Source organism: Pseudomonas sp. TE31087, from assembly GCF_057284075.1.
Map to the genome: position 1 here is coordinate 328,721 of NZ_JBXVNN010000001.1, position 20,672 is coordinate 349,392.

Genomic DNA, 20,672 nt, shown 5'->3' on the forward strand with positions numbered 1-20,672 from the left:
AGGCCTCAAGTCGCGTCCGTGTGGCTGACCATGCCCTCGATCTCCGCCGCAATTGTCGGCCAGCACTTCCGGAACCACTTGCGCGGTGAGTACTTCTTCGAAATGCGGCTGCCGCCAAGAGGTTGTCCGGGCTTTGCTCTGCGGATATGCAAATACCCTTGGCGGCAAGTCTGCGCCGCCAGTGAGGGTGTTAGGGTCTGTACGAAATGTGTCTGCGCGAAGGCCAGACAAGGCGAAACGGGGGGAGGAAGCGAAGTGTATTGGAGTACATGAGCATTCCGAACCCCGTTACAACGCAGTAAGGGCGAGTGCAGATACATTTCGTACAGAGCCTAGGGTGAAACGATCCAATGCCTATTGCAATCACACCAAGCTGAAAGAGTATGCCACTAAGTGCTGCGTGCTTCAGGCTTGCTCCGCTCTGTCGCGTCAGTATTGGCAGCCAGTTCGTTGGCAAATAGATAATGACCAGCCCCGTGAAAGTGGTCAGCCACATCACGCGCGTGCCGCCTTGGCCATTGCGTAGGGTCTACTTGGGGGCAGCGTCTTGCATATGCTGCCTGCACCGGCGTTGCGCACAACTTGATGGCAAGCCTGGCTTCACAAATATAACGGGGATTTTTTTTGGACCTGCGGGGCCGATGATCGCAACGTGAGTGTCAGTGTCAAGATAAACAATAGACAAAGAAAGCCGACAAGGTCTTTGGTTTTTATTGGAGTTTTCTTCCGTTGTAAGTCTGTTCTGTATTGTCATGCAGAAGTTTCTGCGTAAGGGGTGTGTTGTTATATTCGTATGTAACATTGTTTTTCTTGGTGGTATTTATGTGTTTTATTTTTTGTTTTTCTGCGTATGCTTCGTGTGCTGTCAACATTCTGGCAATTAAAGGTTTGAGGGTAATATGAAGAGGTTTGTCAAAGCCGCTGCGGCTACTGTTGTTATTTCTGCTGTTGCTCTTTTGTCGGGCTGTGCTGGTCAAGTTTACAACGAGGCCAAGAACTGCTCGTACAACTACCTGTTGCACCCGGCGCTCTCCGTTTCGAAGGTTGTCGGTGGCTGCGGTCCAGTGGGTAAATTGTCCCAGTAATCGAAGTGATTTTCGCGCCGGCATCCTCATTGAGCGGGCCACCTACTGTTTGACCCAAACCTCGGCCAAGGATCCGGTCGAGGTTTTTGGGTCCGAAGCCTCAGTCTTTACGCATTCTTTATGCCCCGCCCCCAGCCCTGATCTCGCCCCTTTACGCCCCTCCTTCGGACAATTTCCCCAAAGCGGCCCTCACGCCGCACCAAGGGGAGATTCACTCATGTACATGCTCGACGGGCTGTCACTGCTATTGGCGGTGGCGTTGGCGGTTTACCTGCTGGTGGCGCTGCTGCGCGCCGACCGCGGCTAAGGGGCGACCATGCACAGTTACGATTACCTGCTGCTGCTGGCGTTCTTCGCCATCGTGCTGCTGCCGGCGCCCTGGCTCGGTCGCTTTTACTACAAGGTGATGGAAGGCCAGCGCACCTGGCTGACGCCGCTCCTCGGCCCGGTGGAGCGGGGCTGCTACCGCGTGGCCGGCGTGCGCGCCGACCAGGAGCAGAGCTGGAAGCAGTACACCCTGGCCCTGCTGGCTTTCAACCTGGTCGGTTTTTTGATGGTGTTCGGTGTCCTGCAACTGCAGGGCAGCCTGCCGCTCAACCCGCAGCACCTGCCGGGCCAGGAATGGTCGCTGGCGTTCAACACTGCGGTCAGTTTCATGACCAACACCAACTGGCAGGCCTACAGCGGTGAAGCCTCGGTCAGCTACCTGAGCCAGATGATCGGCCTGACCGTGCAGAACTTCGTCAGCGCCGCCACCGGCCTTGCCGTGCTGGTCGCCCTGTGCCGGGGTATCGCCCGTCGCTCGGCCACCACCCTGGGCAACTTCTGGGTCGACCTGACCCGCGCCACCCTCTACGGCCTGCTGCCGCTGTGCCTGGTGCTGGCGCTGCTGCTGGTCTGGCAGGGCGTGCCGCAGACCTTCGCCGACTACGTCCATGCCGTGACCCTGCAAGGCACCGACCAGACCATACCGCTGGGCCCGGCCGCCAGCCAGATTGCGATCAAGCAGCTGGGTACCAATGGCGGTGGTTTCTTCGGCGTCAACTCGGCGCACCCGTTCGAGAACCCCACGGCCTGGAGCAACCTGTTCGAGGTGGCTTCGATCATCCTGATCCCGGTGGCCCTGGTGTTCACCTTCGGCCATTACGTCAAGGACCTGCGCCAGAGCCGCGCGATCATCGCCTGCATGCTGGCGCTGTTCCTGATCGGTGGCAGCACCGCGCTGTGGTCGGAGCACCAGCCCAACCCGGCCCTGCAAAGCGCCCAGGTGCAGCAGAGCGCGCCGCTTGAAGGCAAGGAGAGCCGCTTCGGCACCACCGGCTCCGTGTTGTGGACGGTGACCACCACCTCGGCCTCCAACGGTTCGGTCAACGCCATGCACGACAGCCTCAATCCGATTACCGGCATGGTGGCGATGGTCAACATGATGCTCGGCGAAGTGATCTTCGGCGGCGTCGGCGCTGGCCTCTACGGCATGCTGCTGTTCGTGCTGATCGCCGTATTCCTGGCCGGCCTGATGATCGGCCGCACCCCGGAGTACCTGGGCAAGAAACTCCAGGCCCGTGAAGTGCAACTGCTGGTGGCGAGCCTGCTGGTGATGCCGGTGGGCGTGCTGATCCTCGGCGCCATCGCCGCCAGCCTGCCGGGGCCGGCCGGCGCGGTGACCAACCCCGGCGCCCACGGTTTCAGCCAGCTGCTCTACGCCTACACCTCCGGCACCGCCAACAACGGCTCGGCCTTCGCTGGCTTCGGCGCCAACACGGTGTACCACAACGTGATGATCGGCCTGGCCATGCTGATCGGCCGCTTCGGCTACATCCTGCCGGTGCTGGCCCTGGCCGGCAGCCTGGCGGCGAAGAAGAGCGCGCCGCAAGGCCTCAACAGCTTCCCCACCCACGGCCCGCTGTTCACCACGCTGCTGCTGGTGACCATCCTGCTGGTCGGTGGTCTGACCTTCCTGCCGACCCTGGCCCTGGGGCCGATTGCCGAACACCTGAGCCTGGGTTTCTGAGGAATACACAATGAACATGCCCATTCCCGAAGTGAAGGCGCGTCAAGGCGCCAAGGACCAGACCCGCTTCAGCGCGTTGTGGCGTCCGGCGCTGGTACAGGCTTTCGTCAAGCTCGACCCGCGCCAGCTCAAGCGCGCCCCGGTGATGCTGGTGGTGGCCCTCACCGCCGTGCTCACCACCGTGCTGTGCCTGGTGCCCGGCAGCGGCGTGAGTACCGGTGTGGCAGTGCAGATCGCCGTCTGGCTGTGGTTCACCGTGCTGTTTGCCAACTTCGCCGAAGCCCTGGCCGAGGGCCGCGGCAAGGCCCGCGCCGACAGCCTCAAGGCCGGCAGCCAGGGCCTGACCGCCAAGCGCCGCAAGAGCGACGGCAGCTTCGAGAGCGTGGCCGCCACCCAGCTGCGCAAGGACGATGTGGTGCGCGTCGTGGCCGGCGAGATGATCCCCGGCGACGGCGAGGTGCTCGAAGGCATCGCCGCGGTCAACGAGTCGGCGATCACCGGCGAGTCCGCCCCGGTGATCCGCGAGTCCGGCGGCGACCGCTCGGCGGTCACCGGCAACACCCGTCTGGTCTCCGACTGGCTGCTGATCCGCATCACCAGCAACCCGGGCGAGTCGACCCTGGACCGCATGATCGCCCTGGTCGAAGGCGCCAAGCGCCAGAAAACCCCCAACGAGATTGCCCTGGACATCCTGCTGATCGGCCTGACCCTGATCTTCCTGATCGTGGTGGTCACCCTGCAGCCGTTCGCCCGCTTCGCCGGTGGCGAGCTGCCGCTGATCTTCCTCGCCGCGCTGCTGGTGACCTTGATCCCCACCACCATCGGCGGCCTGCTGTCGGCCATCGGCATCGCCGGCATGGACCGCCTGGTGCGCCTGAACGTGATCGCCCGCTCCGGCCGTGCGGTGGAAGCAGCCGGCGACGTGCACACCCTGATGCTCGACAAGACTGGCACCATCACCTTCGGCAACCGCCGCTGCAGCGCCCTGCACGCCGCCTCCGGGGTGACCGCCAAGGAGCTGGGGGAGGGCGCCTTGCTCGCCTCGCTGGCCGACGACACCGCCGAGGGCAAGTCGATCGTCGAGTACTTGCGCCAGTTGCACGATTTCGCCGAGCCTTTGACCGAGCAGTACGCAGCCATCGCGTTCAGCGCCGAGACCCGTCTGTCGGGCATCGATTTCCAGCAGCGCCGCTACCGCAAGGGCGCCGTCGACGCGGTGCTGGCCTTCTGTGGCCTGCAACGCCTGGAACTGCCCGCCGCCCTGGCCCGTGAAGTGGAACGCATCGCCCAGAGTGGTGGCACCCCGCTGCTGGTGTGCGTCGACAAGCACCTGCTCGGTGTGATCCACCTCAAGGACGTGGTCAAGCCCGGCATCCGTGAACGCTTCGCCGAACTGCGCAAGCTCGGTATCCGCACCGTGATGGTTACCGGCGACAACCCGCTGACCGCCGCCGCCATCGCCGCCGAGGCCGGCGTGGACGACGTGCTGGCCGAAGCCACCCCCGAGAAGAAGCTGGCGCGCATCCGCCAGGAGCAGAACGACGGCCGTCTGGTCGCCATGTGCGGTGATGGCGCCAACGACGCCCCGGCGCTGGCTCAGGCCGATGTGGGCATGGCCATGAACGACGGCACCCAGGCCGCCCGCGAGGCCGCCAACATGGTCGACCTGGACAGCGACCCGACCAAGCTGCTGGACGTGGTGCAGGTGGGCAAGGAGCTGCTGGTTACCCGCGGTGCGCTGACCACCTTCTCCATCGCCAACGACGTGGCCAAGTACTTCGCCATCCTGCCGGCGCTGTTCGCCGCCATCTACCCGCAGCTGGGCGTGCTCAACCTGATGCACCTGGCCAGCCCGCAGAGCGCGATCCTCTCGGCCATCGTGTTCAACGCGCTGATCATCATCGTGCTGATCCCCCTGGCCCTGCGCGGGGTGCGGGTGCAGGCCGCCAGCGCCGCCCACCTGCTGCGCCGCAACCTGCTGATCTACGGGCTGGGGGGCATCGTCGTGCCGTTCGCCGGGATCAAGCTGATCGACATGCTGCTCACTGCGCTGCACCTGGTCTGAGGAGACTGACATGACCGCTTATGTACGCCCGGCCCTGAGCCTGGTCCTGCTGATGACCGTGGTCACCGGCGCGCTGTATCCCCTGGCGGTGACCGGTATTGCCCAGGTCGCCTTCCCTGACCAGGCCAATGGCAGCCTGGTGCACGACGAGCGCGGTGAGGTGCGTGGCTCGGCGCTGATTGCCCAGGAGTTCAAGGGCGACGCCTGGTTCCAGTCGCGGCCTTCGGCGGGTGCCTATGCCACCGTGGCCAGCGGCGCCAGCAACCTGGCGCCGAGCAATCCGGCGCTGGCCGAGCGGGTCAGGACCGATGCCGCCGCGCAATATCAGGCACAGCAGGGGCCGGTGCCCCAGGCGCTGCTGACCACCTCGGGCAGTGGGCTGGACCCGCACCTGCCGCCAGCGGCGATCGCCTACCAGCTGCCGCGCGTGGCGGCGGCGCGGCAGGTCTCGGAGGAGCGCTTGCAAGCGCTGGTGAATGAGGCCACCCTGCGACCACTGGTCGGGCCACCGGTGGTGAATGTGCTGGCGCTGAACCAGGCGCTTGAGCGCCTGGCACCGAGCCATTGAAGTCGGGGCCGCTGTGCGGCCCTTCGCGGGTAAACCCGCTCCCACAGGTACTGCGCTGACCTTCAGAGTTGTGCCGAACCTGTGGGAGCGGGTTTACCCGCGAAGGCCTGCGTAGCAGGCCAAAATTGGTAATTAGTGAAGGATGAAGCATGAGTGACTCCGCCCGCGCCGACGCGTTGTTGGCGGGCCTGCCCCGGGAAGGCCGGGGCAGGCTCAAGGTATTTCTCGGCGCCGCGCCCGGGGTCGGCAAGACCTTTTCCATGCTGCAGGCCGCCCACGCCCAGCAACGCCAGGGCGTGCGCGTGGTGGCCGGGGTGGTCGAGACCCACGGCCGCGCCGAGACCGAGGCCCTGCTCGGCGGCCTGGCTCAGCAACCGCTGTTGCGCAGCGAATACCGCGGCGTGATGCTTGAGGAAATGGACCTCGACGGCCTGCTCAAGGCCGCGCCACCTCTGGTGCTGGTCGACGAACTGGCCCACACCAACGCCCCCGGCAGCCGCCACGCCAAGCGCTGGCAGGACGTGCAGGAGCTGCTCGCCGCCGGCATCGATGTGTACACCACGGTCAATGTCCAGCACCTGGAAAGCCTCAACGACAAGGTCCGCGACATTACCGGCGTGCAGGTGCGCGAGACCTTGCCCGACTGGGTGCTGCAGGAAGCCTTCGAGCTGGTACTGATCGACCTGCCGCCCCGCGAGTTGCTCGAGCGCCTGCGCGAGGGCAAGGTCTACGTGCCCGAGCAGGCGCGGGCGGCCATCGAGGCCTATTTCTCCCAGACCAACCTCACCGCCCTGCGCGAGCTGGCCATGCAGACCGCCGCCGCCCAGGTCGATGCCGACCTGGCCAGCGGCTACCGCCAGCGCGGCCAGGAAGCCCCGGCCTTGCGTGGGCGCCTGCTGGTGGGCATCGATGGCGACGACCAGGCCGAACGACTGGTGCGCCACGCCTGCCGCGTGGCCCAGCGCCGGCATCTGCCGTGGAGCGTGGTGCATGTGGACAACGGCCGCCTGCGCGACGAGACCGCCCGCCATCGCCTGCAGGCCGCCCAGCAACTGGCCGAGCGCCTGGGCGGCGAAGTGGTGCTGCTACGTGCCGGTGAAGTGGCCCGTACGCTGATCCAGCACGCCGCCGAGCGTCGCGCCAGTCTGGTACTGGTAGGGCAGTCCCGCGACCTGCTGCGTCGGCGCTTCTTCGGCGCCGGTGTCGCTGCCCGTTTATTGCGCGAGAGCCACGGCCTGGAGATCAACGTCCTCGACCGCGACGCCCAGCCGCAAGCGGCGCGGGCGGCGGTCAAGCGTGTGTGGGTGTGGCGTCACTACCTGCTGGCGCTGTTCGCCACCGTGCTGGCCACCGGCCTGGCCTGGGCCGTGTCGAGCATGCTGGCGTTGCCCAACATCTCCCTGGTGTTCCTCGCCGCCGTGCTGCTGGTGGCGGTGCGCAGCAGCCTGGGCCCGGCGCTGGCCTGCGCGGCGTTGTCGTTCCTGACCTACGACTTCCTGTTCATCCCGCCGAACTTCTCCTTCGCTATCCAGCGCGAGGAGGATGTGCTGACCCTGGTGTTCTTCCTGTTGATGGCGGCGCTCACTGGCAACCTGGCCGCCCGCCAGCGCCGCCAGCTGCAGGCCCTGCGCGAGACCCAGGCTCAGACCAACCAGCTGCTCGACCTGTCGCGACGCCTGACCGTGGCCACCGACCGCCAGGCCGTGTTCAGCGCCGCCGGCCAGCATATGGACGGCTGGCAGGACGTGCAGGTGTGCCTGCTGGAGCGCAGTGCCGATGGCTTGCTGCAAGTCGCCAGCGGCGGCAAACATCCCTTCACCGACAACGAGCGCGCCGCCGCCGAATGGGCCTGGCAGCACGGGCAGGCCGCAGGCTTTGGCAGCGATACCTTGCCTCACGGTCGTTGGTGGTGGTGGCCGTTGGCCGTGGAAGAGCAACCCCTGGCGCTGCTCGGCATACGTCCCCGCGATGGCGAGCCGCTGAGTGCCCAGCGCCGCCGCCTGCTGAAGGCCCTGGCACAACCCCTGGCCCAGGCCCTGGCCCGCGCACGCCTCGGCGAGCAACTGGAAGCCGCGCGCCTGCACGGCGAAACCGAGCAACTGCGCAGCGCCTTGCTCGCCTCGGTATCTCACGACCTGCGCACCCCGCTGACGTCCATGCGCGGCAGCATCGACAGCCTGCTGGCCCTGGGCGACGCGATTCCCCCGGACGACCGCCGCGAACTGCTCGAAGGCACCCGCAACGAAGCCGAGCGCCTGGATCGCTACATCCAGAACCTGCTGGACATGACCCGCCTGGGCCACGGCACCCTCAAGCTGGCCCGCGACTGGGTGGCCCCGGCCGACATCGTCGGCAGTGCCCTCAATCGCCTGCGCGTGGTGCTGGCGCCCCTGCGCGTGCACACCGAAGTGCCGCCGGAGCTGCCGCTGCTGTTCGTGCACGCGGCGTTGATCGAGCAGGCGCTGATCAACGTGCTGGAGAACGCCGCCCGTTTCTCCCCGCCGCAGGGCCGCCTGGAGCTGCAGGTCTCGGTGCGCGACGAGCAGCTGTGCTTCGCTGTCGCCGACGAAGGCCCAGGCATTCCCCCGGACGAGCGCGAAAAGATCTTCGACATGTTCTACACCGCTGCCCGCGGCGACCGGGGCGGGCAGGGCACCGGTCTGGGCCTGGCGATCTGCCAGGGCATGATCGGCGCCCATGGCGGCCGCATCCTGGTCGATGATGGCATCGATGGCCACGGCACCTGCATCACTCTATGCTTGCCGCTGCCGACCCAACCCGATACTGAAAGTGAAGCCCCATGAGCCAAGCCGCCACTCTGCTGGTCATCGACGACGAGCCGCAGATCCGCAAGTTCCTGCGCATCAGCCTGGCGTCCCAGGGCTACAAGGTGCTTGAGGCCGCTACCGGCAGCGAGGGCCTGGCCCAGGCCGCGCTGAACAAGCCTGACCTGGTGGTGCTCGACCTGGGCCTGCCGGACATGGACGGCCAGCAGGTGCTGCGCGAGCTGCGTGAGTGGAGCGCAGTGCCGGTGATGGTGCTGTCGGTGCGCGCCAGTGAGGTGCAGAAGGTCGATGCACTGGATGGCGGGGCCAACGACTACGTGACCAAACCGTTCGGCATCCAGGAATTCCTCGCCCGGGTGCGGGCCTTGCTGCGCCAGGCGCCGCAGGTCGGTAGCGCGACGTCTGCCGCGAGCTTCGGGCCATTGGTAGTGGACTTCGCCTTTCGCAAGGTGACCCTGGATGGCGTGGAAGTGGCGCTGACGCGCAAGGAGTATGCGCTGCTGGCGCAACTGGCCGGGCACCCGGGGCGGGTGATCACCCAGCAGCAGCTGCTCAAGGACATCTGGGGGCCGACCCATGTGGACGACACCCACTACCTGCGCATCGTGGTGGGGCACCTGCGGCAGAAGCTGGGCGACGATCCCACCGCGCCACGCTTTATCATCACCGAGGCCGGTGTGGGGTATCGGTTGGTGGCGCCCTGACGCGCAAGTGCGGAGCGTGGGTTTTTAGCTGTCGGCCCGGCTACGGGTGTCGATCTGGAACAGCAGCGCGTCATGTAGGGTCATGATCACCTCCTCGAGGTTCGCGGCCAGTGGTTCCAGTTCCTCGGTCGAGGCCCCTGACCGGCAGGCGTCCTCGAACGCCTCGCAGTGCCGCACGATCTCGTTTGCGCAGACGATCTTGGCAGCCCCCTTGATCTTGTGCGCGATATCCTTGAGATCATTGCGATCACCGTCGAGTTTGGCGTGCAGTTCAGAAATGTCTTTCTCGTTTTCCAGGATCAGCTCGTGTAGCAGTTCATTTGTGATGAAGTCCACCGGGGCGGGTTGCCTGCTATCGCTGCACGGCTTGGAGCAGGTGACGCTGTGCTTGATGGGGTCGAGTTTCTCGGCCAAGTCGACCAGACGGGTGGGTTTGAACAGACAGTCGTTCATGCCTGCCACCAAGCAGCGCTCGCGTTCATCGGCCTGGGCATTGGCAGTAAAGCCGAACACCATGCAGCGGGGACGCTGCTGGGCCGTTTCGGCCGCGCGGATGGCACGCACCAGGTCATAGCCGGTCATCTCGGGCATGTTGCAATCGGTGATCACCGCGTCCACCCGATGCGCATTCCACAGGGCGAAGGCGTGTGCACAGGTGCTGGCTTGCAGTACGCGGTGGCCCAGGTAGCTGAGCTGGCGGTCGAGCAGAGTCAGGTTCGCAGGGTGGTCGTCGACGATCAGTACGGTCAGGGCCCGCTTGGGTTTCTCGGTGAGCAGGTCGGACACCTGTGGAATCGGCGGAAGCTGCTCAAGGGTCGGCAAGACCAGGCGAATTGTGACACAGGTGCCCTGGTCAGGTTCGCTGCTGAGCGTCAGCCTGCCACCCATCAGTTCGGCCAGGGTCTTGCAGATCGACAACCCCAGCCCGGTACCTTGCTTGCGAGTGCTCTGGCTATCGTCCACCTGCACGAAGGGCGCGAAGATGCGTTGCTGGTCGGTGACGTGGATGCCGACGCCAGTGTCGCTGACACTCAGTTCCACCGTCAGATGATTGTTCGGCGCGTCGGGCAGTGAAACGGCCTGCAGGCGAATCAGCACACTGCCTTTGTCGGTGAACTTGATGGCGTTGGCCACCAGGTTGGAGAGAATCTGTTTGAAGCGCACCGTGTCGACCAGCACATCGGTCTGAATCGCCGGGTCCAATTCCAGCTTGATGGCCAGGCCTTTCTGCCGGGCGAGTCCCTCGAACACCCGGAATACCGAAGTGGCGATGGTGCTCAGGTTGCCGCGCGAGGGCGCCAGGGCCAGATGCCCGGACTCGACCTTGATCACATCGAGGATGTTGCCGATCAACTCAAGCAGGCCATTGGCCGAGTCGTAGGCGACTTCGATGGCAAATCGGTCCAGCTTGCCCTGGTCTGCTTGTTTCAATGACATTTCCAGCATACCGATCACGGCGTTCAGCGGCGTCCTGATCTCGTGGCTCATTGTGGCCAGGAAGGTGGTCTTGGCCTTGTTGGCGATGTCGGCCTGTTCCTTGGCGGCCAACAGGCTGATTTCCAGGACCTTGCGCGCGGTGATGTCGACCCAGCCACCGACGATACCCTGGATCTCACCCTGGTTGTCTCGATAAGGCAGGATCCAGTGGTAGATATCCCGCGTCTGCCCGCTGTCCTTCAAGCGTATGCGTCGGTCTGCGATGATCCGCGCGCCTTCGCTGATGACCCGTGCGTAATCCTGCAGGTAGCGTTCTTCTTCGTCGAGTGTCGCGGAGGGGGCCTGGTCGAGGTTGTTGCCGATGACCTCGTGGCGCTGCACCGACAACGCCTCGAGGTAGGAGGTATTGCAATGCAACAGGATGCCTGCCTTGTCCCTGATATAGATGGGGTTGGGCGTACCATCGATGAGGCTGCTCATGAAACCCAGTTGATCGCCGAGGGCCCGTTCGGCCTCTTTGCGCTTGATGATCTGGCGTCGCAGATGCAGACCCCAGCCGAGAGAGACGGCCAGCAGCAAGCTGATGATCGATCCCAGCTGCAGCAGCATCGTCTTGTTGCGTATCCAGAACGACGGCCCGTCACGAGGGCCGTCGGTCCAGTGATCGTTGATCGCGTCGATCTTCTGGGCAGGTGTGGCGAGCAACGCCTTGTCGAGGATAGACGCAAGGATGTCGTTGTCGTGCAGGCTGGCGAATGAAACGGTCTCGGAGGTATCACCGACCACCGAGGCGATACGCAGTGCGTCGAAACCATTGCGTATCTTGTATTGCGCCGAAACCAGCACGTCGATGGCGGCATCGGCCTTGCCGTTCTCCACCCGTTTGAACGCCTCGCCGATCGTGTTGACCTTGACCAGCCTCACGTTCGGGATGTCCTTGAGAATGCGCGTGCTGGCTCGGCTGTCTTGGATTGTCGCCAGCCTCTTGCCGGCCAGGGATGACACCGAGGAAATGCTGGGGTCGTCCTTGCGCGCCACCAGCACCAGCGTACTGACCAGGTAGGGCCGTGAGAACGACACTTTCGGGTTCTGTACCAAGTCAGGGTTCAGCGCGCCCACCAGGTCGAATTCACGCCGCGCCAGGGCATCTACAAGCTGCTGCTCGGTCATCCCTTTGCTCGGCAACAACTCGAAGGACAGGCCCGATTGGGCACTGATCACATTGAGCAGATCGTTGACGATGCCTTCGACCTGGTCCTGCTTGAGCGCCTTGGACAAGGGTGGGTCATCGGCGTCGACCATGACGCGCACCTTCGGGTGGGTCGCTATCCACTCCAGTTCGGTTTGCGAAAACTGGACACGCTGGGCGCCGAAGATATAGCTGCCGTTGACATCCCAGCGTCGGATGATGGGCATGCTGTCGCTGGGCGTGATCGAGAGCAGGGCGGTGTCCACCAGGCGCTTCAAGGGGGCGTCGGTGTTCTTCATCGCAAAGGCGAAGTTCGCCACGTGGATGGCCGAGAAGTTGGCGGCGCGCAAATGCCTGAACGAACTGTTGCCCGCCCAATGCCCGGTGCTGACCAGATCGCCCAGGTAGGCGTCGGCCTGGCCGAAGGCTACCGCACCGATGCCGCTCGCTGTCGAGGGGAACAGTTGCACGGTGGCCTCCGGGTAGAATTCATGTACTGCGCTCACCGGGAGGTAATGGTTCAACATGGCGATCCGCTTGCCTGCCAGGCGGGTGTTGACAGAGGCTTCCTCGCCCACTCGGGTCAGCAGTACGGGCTGATCGTCCAGGTACGGAATACTCAGTTGCAATGCGGGGTCGGCCGCCTCGAAGCTGTTCGCGCTGCCCAGCAGGTCGATCTCGCCGTGCTTGAGTGCTTCGATTGCACGAGCCCGCGAGGGGAACTGGCGTATTTGCACGGCGACGTCAAGGATCTTTCCGATCAGGCTTGCATACTCGGCGGTTATCCCGTCGTACATCTGACCATTGATGCTGATGTCCAGAGGTGGATAGTCCGGCGCGGACACCCCAATGCTCAGTACGGTCTTATGGTTCAGCCACCCTCGGTCTTCGTCGCTCAGGGCAACGGTAGAGGAGGTATAGGCGCGTTCGACCAGTTTCAGAGGTCTGACGGCCAGACGCTGCTCCTCGCCGAAGCTGAAGGTGCTGACAGCCAGGCAGCCGACCAAGGCCACCTGCAGGCGAAGAAGGGAGGGCACCGATGTCATGCGATCAGGTCTCGCCGGGCGATGTCGAGCAGGTCCACGAAGGTATTGACCTGCAGTTTGTCCATAATTCTGTGCTTGTAGCTGCTGATGGTCTTGTTGCTGAGCATCATGGCATCGGCGATTTCCTTGTTGGTCGCGCCTGCCGCCAGTTGCCTGAGTACTTCGATCTCGCGCCCGGTCAGGCAATTGATGCCTTTCCTTTCCTTCGGCGTCGTGACCACGCTGCTCAATGGCAGGTTGGGGAAGTACGAATAGCCGGCTTTGATGGCTGCCAGGGCACCGCTGAATTCACTCAGGTCACCGGCCTTGCAGACGAAGCCCGCCGCGCCTGCCCACATGCAGCGCGGGGAAAACACAGCGGCCGGTTGCGAGGTGAAGACCAGCGTCTTGGTCAGGCTGCCTTGCAGTTTCAGGCGTTGGATGACGGCGAGGCCGTCGATCTCGGGGATGCCGATATCGAGGATCAACAGGTCGGGCATCAGTTCACGGGTAAGCTGGATCGCCTCTTTACCGTTGCTGGCCTCGCCGACGACGGTGTAACCGCTGTTTTGCAGGACGGTTTTCACAGCCATCCGAATGACGGGGTGATCATCGATGATAATCGCGCGTTGCATGTTGTTACCTCGCTTGAACAAGGATTGTGAGTCAGGATGGGTCTTGGTTGTCGGAAGTCCGTCCGCCGTGTTTCCGACGCTGGTCGCGCCGTCGGCAGCAACCGGCGATCAGGTCGATGGCGCTGCTTGCGGCGGTGGGACCCATGTCTTGTATGAAGTCGCAACTCAATTCGCAAAGTTGCGAAATATCGCGAGGAACAGCGTCAACCACGCCAATGACCGTTATACCCAAGCTGCGGGCGTAGCTCACAATGCTCCAGCTGGCCAGGGTGTGCACATACACCGCAGGAGTGCGTGCAGGACCGGTCGCACATTGCAGCTCGAGGCTGATCGCGCTGATGGGCAGGCGAGACATCCAGTCTTTTATCTGGGCAGTTTCGAGGCTGTTGCAGCTCAGGCAGATGCCAAAACCCATACGCCTGAGCTTGAGCAAGCTCAGCTGCGCCGTGGTGGCGTCGGTATTGAGTGCGTCGCTCTGGATCTCGAAAATTATACCAATCGGATTGACGCCATAGCGCAATGCCAGGCCGGCAATCGTGCGCGGCAGGTCGGGGTTGAGGAGCGTTGCTGAAAACACCGTTAGTGTAATTGTTACACGGTGCTGCTCGTCTGTCAGCGTGCGCTGTAAGGAGAACACTTGGCTGGCCGTGCTCACGAACAGCTGGTCGAGGTGCTGAGAAGTATCGAAGTATTTCAAGAAGTCAGACTCCGCCATGAGTGTACGGTCGGCGCGGCGCCACAGGATCTCTGCCCTGGCCCGTACCCGGTCGGTGGCGCCCATGTCCAACTGGGGCCGGTAATGCACGATGAAACGGCGCTGTTTCAGCGCTTTGTCCAGCTCCTCTGGGTCGAAGGCGGCCGAGTGGCCTGTGTAGCGTGCATGCCGACGGTGGATGAGGTACTCCTCGATGAGCGCCTGCCAGGCAGTAGGTGCGGGCGGCGGCGGTACTTCTCCGAACAGGTGCAGCCCCATGCGCCGACCAGTCGCCAGGATGGCGCCCAAGGTATCGACCGGCAGTTGGTCGCTACGGATAATCGCGCAGAAGACCTGCTGCGGGCGCATCCAGCGCATCACTCGCAGGCCGTCCAGGCCGACCAGCAACGAGGCCTCGCACAGCGCCAACGACAATGGGGCCGGCCTGGGCAGCGCAGTCAGCCCTCGAGTGTCGGATCGCTCGACGACACTGCCGAACCCCACATTTCGCAACAGTTCCACGGCATGACGGCGCAGCGCCTGATCGACCACGATGACCCAGGCACTGGCGTGCCCGAGGCTCTGGGTTCTCGCTTTGTTCATCATCCGGTACCTCCTCCGTCACCGATGGGCAGGTCGTCCCGGGCCTGCCTGGTCTTGCTTTACGGTACGTTCGCTTCCAGCTCGATGCGCCCGCTCAGCGTCTTGCGGTCTCGGCTGACCAGCTCATCGAGCGGTAACGTGGTGCTGATCGCCATTTGCACGGTCAACTGGCTGCCGCGGGCCGGTTGACCGGCCTGCATCGGTATCACGCGCTGCCCAGGCAGTACCTGTACACGCGGCGCGCCGGCGTTCGATGCCGCCGGTAGCTGGTCTGTGGCTTGCAGCATCACCGGGCGGCCGTCGAGCAGGGCGTCGAAGACCTGCATATTCAACGCGCCGCGCTCGGCGAAGCGCACGCCATCGGCCTGACGTATGCCACGCAGCATGAGGTTGAGCGGGGACTCGGCGACGCAGTGGAGCTGAACAGTGATCTGGCGGGTGCCGAGCTCGTGCGGCGCGTCGATCGCATGTCCGGGGGCGACTCGGGGGTAGGTGAGGTTGCCTAGCGCGATGCTGGGTTGCGACACCGACAGGGCGCAGGGTTCCGCCTGGGCCAGACCACCCCAGGGCAGGACTGCGCCAAGCAGCAAGCAGGTCAGCCAGAGCGAATGGGCAGTACGAGTGGGAGGGGTGGCGGTCATGTCGGTGTCACCTTTGCGTGAGATCAGAGGGGTGTGCATACGGCCAGGGCTTTCTCGAAATAGGCGTCCAGCTCAGGCTTTTCCGGCAGCATGAAATCGAGGTTGCACAGGCCTCCATTGGCCATGCGCAGCGTCAGGGGTTTTTCGATGTCGTGGTTGGTGATGAAGGCCTTGCCGCCTTCCACGGTCGTGGTGACGAACCGATCGGTTTCGCCGAATACAGGCGCACCTTTGCCCAGTGCCGCGCCGTTGGGGTCGACGATAGTCAGTAGTACACGGCGTGAGGTAACCACCGGGAAGTCGATGGTTTGCACCGAGCCGCGCCCGGCCATGACTGTCTTGTACCCGTTCTGCAGATCGAGGTTGCGTGGCAGGCTATTGGTGCGTACTTGCACATTGCTGCGTTGGTAGGCGGGCAGTTGAGCGACCACGGCACGCCCAGAGCCATCGGTCCACACCGGGCCGCTCGGGGTGTCAAGCCTGACGCCCGGGATATCACCGACCGAGGCCACGGCGAAGGTATCGTTCAGCGCGTAGGGCGAGAAGGTCACGCCGGCGCTGTGCAGCGCGACGCCACCTCGCAATTGGCCGTTGTAGCTGGTGCTTTCGTTGCCGCTCTGCGAGTAGCCCAGGTTCACGCTGGTGTAGTGCGGCAGCAGGTTCACGTTGGCCGAAAGATCGTCGCGCTTGGCCTGTAGGTTGCGTTCGGCCGATAGGCTGTAACCGGCGAATTCGTTACTGTTGTCGTTGAAGGTCGCGCCCATGCGGGTCACGCCATCGCGCTTGTTGGCATAGCTGCGCAAGCTACGGTTGCCGCCCAGAGGAATGCTGGCGCTCAGGTAAATCGCGGTCTCTTCGCGGTAGGCCCGGCTACCTTGGCGGTCGTTCTTCGAGCGGCCCTGGTTGCCGAGCGCATGCTGGACATTGGCGCTGACGCTCAAATGCTCGAAAGCCTTGTTCCACGAGGCATTGAGGTAATCGGATTTATTGCCCCCGGCGGAGACCGAGGTGCTGTAGCCCAGGCCGAAGCCACCAAGCAGTGGGTTGCTCCAGGCCAATCCCACGCCATACTGATCGAGACGACGGTCATGGTAGCGTTGGCTGTTCAGGGTATAGGTGGTGTCCTGCAGGTCGCGATAACCGGTCGAGCGGCGAGTGGCGTTGACGTTACCGCTGAGCCTGTCGGTGAGCTGGGTCGACAACGCCGTGCTGATTTCATGGCCCTTGGCCTGCTGCCGACCAGCATGGGACAGCGTATTGCGCAGGTTGAGACTGGTGCCTGCAGTCAGCTGCGAGCCCAGCGACCAGGCGACGGCCTTATAGTCGTTTTCCGCCAGCATCACCCCGGCGGAGAGCAGGTTGGCGGGCGTCACCGACCAGCCGCCGGTGCCGGTGGCCACCATCGGTGCAAGCATGCCTTTGCTGTTGAAGGTCCGCACCTTGCCCGCTGCGAACGAATAGCCTGGCGCGCTGCTGTTGAAGCGTACCAGCGAGGCGGCGGGAACGTTGAAGCGATGGCTTTCGCCGTTGGCTTCGATCACCTGCACATCGAGATCCGTGTTGCTGTTGAGCAGTGGAATGTCGGGCAAGCTGAACGGTCCGGGGGGCACCAGCGTGGTGTAGATCAGCGCCCCGGCCTGGCGCACTTCCACCCGGGCCTGGCTCTGGGCGATGCCGGTCACCGTGGCCCCTTGTCGATTCTTGTCGCTCAGTGCCTGTTCGGGAAACACCTGGAGGCCAGTGATCGCAGCACCGGTGAACACCGAGTTGGCAATGTTGATCTCACCGGCTTGCACCAGCGCTTGATGGTCGACGAATGTTTTCTGCACATAGGTGTACAGGTTTTGGAACGTGCGCCTTTCGTTCTGCACACTGTAGTTTTGACGGCTGCGCACGATCCAGTCGTTGGCGTTCAGGCCCAGCTCCGTGCTGGCGGATAAATAACGCTGGCGGTCACCGGAGAACTCGCTGGTTTGCCCGAGCAAGTCATAGTTGACCAGGCCAGCCACGCCGCCTTGATGATAGAGCGCTGTGTCCTGCTCGGTACGTAATGCTGCGGAAGGCACTACCAACTCCACTTCTTCGCGTGCAGGGCGCAGGTTGAGTTGCGCCTGTGGGTTGTGGGCCAGGAAATCGTAACAGTCACCGTTGGCCAGGCCGGCCTCGGGCAGCTTGAGCCCGGCCTGATTGAGCAGCGCCTTGTCGAAGCACAGCTGGCCTTCGCTGTCGAAACGGGCGTCGACGTTACCGCGTGGGTTGCCATTGACCTGCAGCGAGACACGGCGGACACCGGTGACAAAACGCGGCGCCTGACGAAAGTAGTCGGCCACTCGCGGGTCGATGCCGCGGCTTTTCAGCAGGCCTGGGTCGAAGCTGGCAAAGGTTTCGCCGTCGGACGGTGCGCGCGCGCCGGCTGCATTCACAGCATCGCTGCCGTAGGCCAGCAGGGCGACGATGAACAACTGCGGTTGCAGCGCGCGGTGCTTTGCCGTCCGGAGATTGTCAGTGGCAGTGCGAGAGGGTAGGAAATATTGTGTTGGGCCGGGCATCTAAAGCGCCTTATTCCGGATGTACCGAAGCAGTTCCACTAGAAAGTGAGCGGGGCGTCGTAAGGTTCCACCTGTGCTCCATACAGGCTTGCCGGGTAGATTCGGACCTTGTTCCTGGCGGTCACTTCCTTGCCTGCCGGCAGCTCGAGGTGGTAGGTCTCGCCGGGCAGCAGGTAAGTGCGGGACAGACTCAGTGGCAGCTTCTCCGGCAGCAGCTCCAGTTGCTCGTTGAGCCGCACGACATAACGGCTGTCGTTGTTGACGATCAGCTCGCGGCCCTTGGCCGTCCATTTGAGCAGGGTCCAGGGGTCGCTCTTGCTGGCAAGGCCCTGCGGGTTGATGATCAGCGGAAGGTTCTGGCGCACGTTGATGCTGACCGTGTTCTTGCCCCCGTCCGCTTGCGGGATGCCTTCGAACGTCACCCGCTTCATGCGCTGCGTGGTGATCGGCGCGGCGGCCTGGACGATGAACCGCACCCGCTGTTTTTCACCTGGTTCGACCCGACTGATGGGCGCGGTGACGATTACCAGTTCCTCGGTGTCCTCGGGTAAGTCCTCTACATGAACATAAAGCAGCGCCACGCTTTTATCGGAGTTGGCGACATCAATGCTGCCTTCGCCGATGGCGGCATCAATCAACACGATGGAGGTGTCAGGCACCATACCGGTCGCGTTGGCGGGTAAGTTGGTGAACAGCGAAAGCGCCACGGCAGAGAGCGCGAGGCCGTGCTGGCGAAGACGAGTAGGCGTCATGAAGCATCTCCATCCTTTGCAGGCAAGGTGATTGCAAAAAAGTCAACGTGCTGGAGTGGGTGAAACCTCGGGGTAAAGAAGCTTCACCCCGAGGTTTGAGTGTCAGAGGTACTTGAGCGTGAAGGTCAATGTCTGGGCGGCGGTGATTTCGCCTTTGGAGAAGTCCACCTTCGGAATCTCGTGGAACTTCGCGTTCAGATCGAACGAGGCATTGGTGATGGCGGAAGGCGTGATGCCCCCAGCGGCAGGGAAGAAGCTTATTCTGGTGTTCGTAGCGGCGGCGGATGTGGGGATGAAGTTGTTGGGGCCGAGAGTGGCCCAGGAGTCGCCGGTATTCGAGCTCGAGTAGAACAGATTTCCGTTTGCACCATCCACGGTCACCCTCATAGGCAGCAGCCAGAATGCCGAAAGATCTTTGCCTCCCTGGCTCCAGGCGGCTGGTACGACCGAATTGCCTGTCATCGCTCCACTGGTGGTGACGCCGATGTTCATTTGGGTAGGGGCCGCACAGGTCACGCTCACCGTGCCCAAGGGGACGAATGATTTCCGGGACTTTTCCGGTAGAGTCTGGTTGGATGCCACCCAGGTCGAGTTTTGTCTGAGAGGCCACGATACCGCAGGCCGTCGGGACGACGTTGCCGACGATCTCGATACTGGCCGTCATGGCGGCGAATGCACTGCTTGCAGCGCTCATGGCAACTAAAAACGCTAGAGGTTTCATGGTAGGCATGTCATTTGCTCGGTTGAGTGTGAATGAGTTTGGTGTTCATATCTGAGGTTTCTCTCTCAGATGTGAAAAGGCTATCACCTACCCAAATGGGCTTTGAGTAGAGCGGTTTTATTTTTCCTTGAAGAATTACTGCAATGGTGTGAGGAAATTTCTGCACTCAATGAGGGGCTGCTATGTGCGGTGGGCTGGATTGGCCAAGTACGCAAGGTGGGAGCATGCATTGTTGTGAAACTTCCAGGTGGGAGTCACGCCTCGGGAGAAGTGGATTTGAGCAATTTCAATGTGTATTGCATTAAATATCGACACGTCCTGGCGAGGTGGCCACTGCATCCACACAGCCGCATGGTGACGTCGGTCGGCAATAGGAGGGGGGGGGCCGCACCTGGCACGGTGTAGAGATAGGGGTGAGGAAACTCACCCCCAAAGCCATTGATCTCAGAGATACTTGAGCTCAAAGGTCAGCGTCTGGTTGGCACGGATCGGACCGTTCGAGAAGTTGGCCTTTGTGATTTCCGCGAATTTCGCGCTCAGCTCGACTACGGCAGTCGTCATCGCTTGTGGGGTCGTGCTGGTTGTGTTGGAAAAGGACAACCGGTTGCTTAGGTTGGACAGTGGAATGTAGTCGGTGGTTGAGACAGTGCTCCATCTGTCTCCAGTAGCGTTAGGTGAGTACAAAAGAGCGCCAGCTACATTGTCAACCGTCGTCTTGCTTGGCATTAACTGCATGTTGGCAATACCCTTGCCATCTTGGACCCAGCCGGCGGGTAAAAGGGCGTTGCTGCCGACGGGTGCGGTATTGGTGTAGCTGAGCTGCATGCGAGTAGGGGCGGCACAGGTTACGGTCAAAGTGCCAAGGGCGCGTGTAATTTCCGCAACTTTTCCATTGCTGTCGGGCTTGATGTCGCCCAAATCGATTTTTGCCTGTGATGCCACGATACCGCAGGCGGTGGGGATGACTTTACCGGCGATCTCGACGTTGGCTGTCATGGCGGCGAATGCGCTGCTTGCAGCGCTCATGGTGACTGCGAAAGCCAAATAATTTTTGATGCACATGTCAATATCCCTCGCAGGTTTTAGAGGTTGAGTTTTACTGTTCTCTGCATCTGAAGTGTTTCTTTCAGATATTGAAATGCTATTGTTCGTTGAGAGTGGGTGCTAGAAGAACGGTTTCATTTTCGGTTAAATAAGTTCTGCGGCT

General features: G+C 62.8%; 15 protein-coding genes. 7 read left to right on the plus strand and 8 right to left on the minus strand.

Annotated elements, in window-relative coordinates; translation table 11 throughout:
* The first annotated feature begins 899 nt into the window (after positions 1-899).
* From ACZ899_RS01415 to ACZ899_RS01445, 7 genes are all read left to right on the plus strand, one after another.
* Entirely contained in the window at positions 900-1,085 is a 186-nt protein-coding gene (locus ACZ899_RS01415; protein ID WP_203651836.1) for a DUF4223 family protein, read from the plus strand.
* Positions 1,086-1,302: 217 nt separating this feature from the next.
* A complete protein-coding gene (gene kdpF / locus ACZ899_RS01420) occupies positions 1,303-1,392 on the plus strand; it encodes a K(+)-transporting ATPase subunit F (RefSeq protein WP_011534724.1) in 90 nt (29 codons plus the stop codon).
* A 9-nt stretch (positions 1,393-1,401) separates the two neighbouring features.
* The gene (gene kdpA / locus ACZ899_RS01425) at positions 1,402-3,096 is read left to right on the plus strand and encodes a potassium-transporting ATPase subunit KdpA (protein ID WP_234560539.1); all 1,695 of its coding nucleotides are present in this window, start codon (positions 1,402-1,404) and stop codon (positions 3,094-3,096) included.
* A gap of 10 nt (positions 3,097-3,106) precedes the next feature.
* A complete protein-coding gene (gene kdpB, locus ACZ899_RS01430) occupies positions 3,107-5,161 on the plus strand; it encodes a potassium-transporting ATPase subunit KdpB (protein ID WP_232856369.1) in 2,055 nt (684 codons plus the stop codon).
* A gap of 10 nt (positions 5,162-5,171) precedes the next feature.
* Complete coding sequence (kdpC, locus tag ACZ899_RS01435; RefSeq protein WP_234560538.1) at positions 5,172-5,729, plus strand: potassium-transporting ATPase subunit KdpC; 558 nt, start codon at positions 5,172-5,174, stop codon at positions 5,727-5,729.
* Between the two features lie 149 nt (positions 5,730-5,878).
* Positions 5,879-8,533, plus strand: a complete 2,655-nt coding sequence (locus tag ACZ899_RS01440; RefSeq protein ID WP_234560537.1) for a sensor histidine kinase — start codon at positions 5,879-5,881, stop codon at positions 8,531-8,533.
* Positions 8,530-9,219: a response regulator gene (locus tag ACZ899_RS01445; RefSeq protein WP_234560536.1), complete on the plus strand. Its 690-nt coding sequence runs from the start codon at positions 8,530-8,532 to the stop codon at positions 9,217-9,219. Before ACZ899_RS01440 ends, ACZ899_RS01445 begins: the two co-directional genes overlap by 4 nt.
* 24 nt (positions 9,220-9,243) lie before the next feature.
* Here ACZ899_RS01445 and ACZ899_RS01450 read toward each other — a convergent pair whose 3' ends face one another.
* The 8 genes from ACZ899_RS01450 to ACZ899_RS01485 form a co-directional block, all read right to left on the minus strand.
* On the minus strand, positions 9,244-12,882 hold the full coding sequence (locus ACZ899_RS01450) for an ATP-binding protein (RefSeq protein WP_234560535.1): 3,639 nt from the start codon (positions 12,880-12,882) through the stop codon (positions 9,244-9,246).
* 5 nt (positions 12,883-12,887) lie between these two features.
* Positions 12,888-13,505 carry a response regulator transcription factor gene (locus ACZ899_RS01455; RefSeq protein WP_203652623.1) on the minus strand — a complete coding sequence of 206 codons (618 nt, stop codon included), beginning with the start codon at positions 13,503-13,505 and terminating at the stop codon, positions 12,888-12,890.
* A 31-nt stretch (positions 13,506-13,536) separates the two neighbouring features.
* Positions 13,537-14,805, minus strand: coding sequence for an EAL domain-containing protein (locus ACZ899_RS01460; RefSeq protein WP_203651845.1), 1,269 nt, complete (start codon positions 14,803-14,805; stop codon positions 13,537-13,539).
* Positions 14,806-14,861: 56 nt separating this feature from the next.
* Entirely contained in the window at positions 14,862-15,443 is a 582-nt protein-coding gene (locus tag ACZ899_RS01465; protein ID WP_234560534.1) for a DUF1120 domain-containing protein, read from the minus strand.
* A gap of 23 nt (positions 15,444-15,466) precedes the next feature.
* Positions 15,467-17,905, minus strand: a complete 2,439-nt coding sequence (locus ACZ899_RS01470; protein WP_234560533.1) for a fimbria/pilus outer membrane usher protein — start codon at positions 17,903-17,905, stop codon at positions 15,467-15,469.
* 125 nt (positions 17,906-18,030) lie between these two features.
* Complete coding sequence (locus ACZ899_RS01475) at positions 18,031-18,744, minus strand: fimbria/pilus chaperone family protein (RefSeq protein WP_203651848.1); 714 nt, start codon at positions 18,742-18,744, stop codon at positions 18,031-18,033.
* A 102-nt stretch (positions 18,745-18,846) separates the two neighbouring features.
* Entirely contained in the window at positions 18,847-19,236 is a 390-nt protein-coding gene (locus ACZ899_RS01480) for a hypothetical protein (RefSeq protein ID WP_485627199.1), read from the minus strand.
* Between the two features lie 673 nt (positions 19,237-19,909).
* On the minus strand, positions 19,910-20,527 hold the full coding sequence (locus tag ACZ899_RS01485) for a DUF1120 domain-containing protein (RefSeq protein WP_234560531.1): 618 nt from the start codon (positions 20,525-20,527) through the stop codon (positions 19,910-19,912).
* Positions 20,528-20,672 lie beyond the last annotated feature (145 nt).

Coding starts and splice junctions, on each gene's coding strand:
- ACZ899_RS01415 (WP_203651836.1), top strand. CDS start 900: ATGAAGAGGTTTGTCAAAGCCGCTGCGGCTACTGTTGTTATTTCTGCT.
- kdpF (WP_011534724.1), top strand. CDS start 1,303: ATGTACATGCTCGACGGGCTGTCACTGCTATTGGCGGTGGCGTTGGCG.
- kdpA (WP_234560539.1), top strand. CDS start 1,402: ATGCACAGTTACGATTACCTGCTGCTGCTGGCGTTCTTCGCCATCGTG.
- kdpB (WP_232856369.1), top strand. CDS start 3,107: ATGAACATGCCCATTCCCGAAGTGAAGGCGCGTCAAGGCGCCAAGGAC.
- kdpC (WP_234560538.1), top strand. CDS start 5,172: ATGACCGCTTATGTACGCCCGGCCCTGAGCCTGGTCCTGCTGATGACC.
- ACZ899_RS01440 (WP_234560537.1), top strand. CDS start 5,879: ATGAGTGACTCCGCCCGCGCCGACGCGTTGTTGGCGGGCCTGCCCCGG.
- ACZ899_RS01445 (WP_234560536.1), top strand. CDS start 8,530: ATGAGCCAAGCCGCCACTCTGCTGGTCATCGACGACGAGCCGCAGATC.
- ACZ899_RS01455 (WP_203652623.1), bottom strand. CDS start 13,505: ATGCAACGCGCGATTATCATCGATGATCACCCCGTCATTCGGATGGCT.
- ACZ899_RS01460 (WP_203651845.1), bottom strand. CDS start 14,805: ATGATGAACAAAGCGAGAACCCAGAGCCTCGGGCACGCCAGTGCCTGG.
- ACZ899_RS01465 (WP_234560534.1), bottom strand. CDS start 15,443: ATGACCGCCACCCCTCCCACTCGTACTGCCCATTCGCTCTGGCTGACC.
- ACZ899_RS01475 (WP_203651848.1), bottom strand. CDS start 18,744: ATGACGCCTACTCGTCTTCGCCAGCACGGCCTCGCGCTCTCTGCCGTG.
- ACZ899_RS01480 (WP_485627199.1), bottom strand. CDS start 19,236: ATGAACATCGGCGTCACCACCAGTGGAGCGATGACAGGCAATTCGGTC.
- ACZ899_RS01485 (WP_234560531.1), bottom strand. CDS start 20,527: ATGTGCATCAAAAATTATTTGGCTTTCGCAGTCACCATGAGCGCTGCA.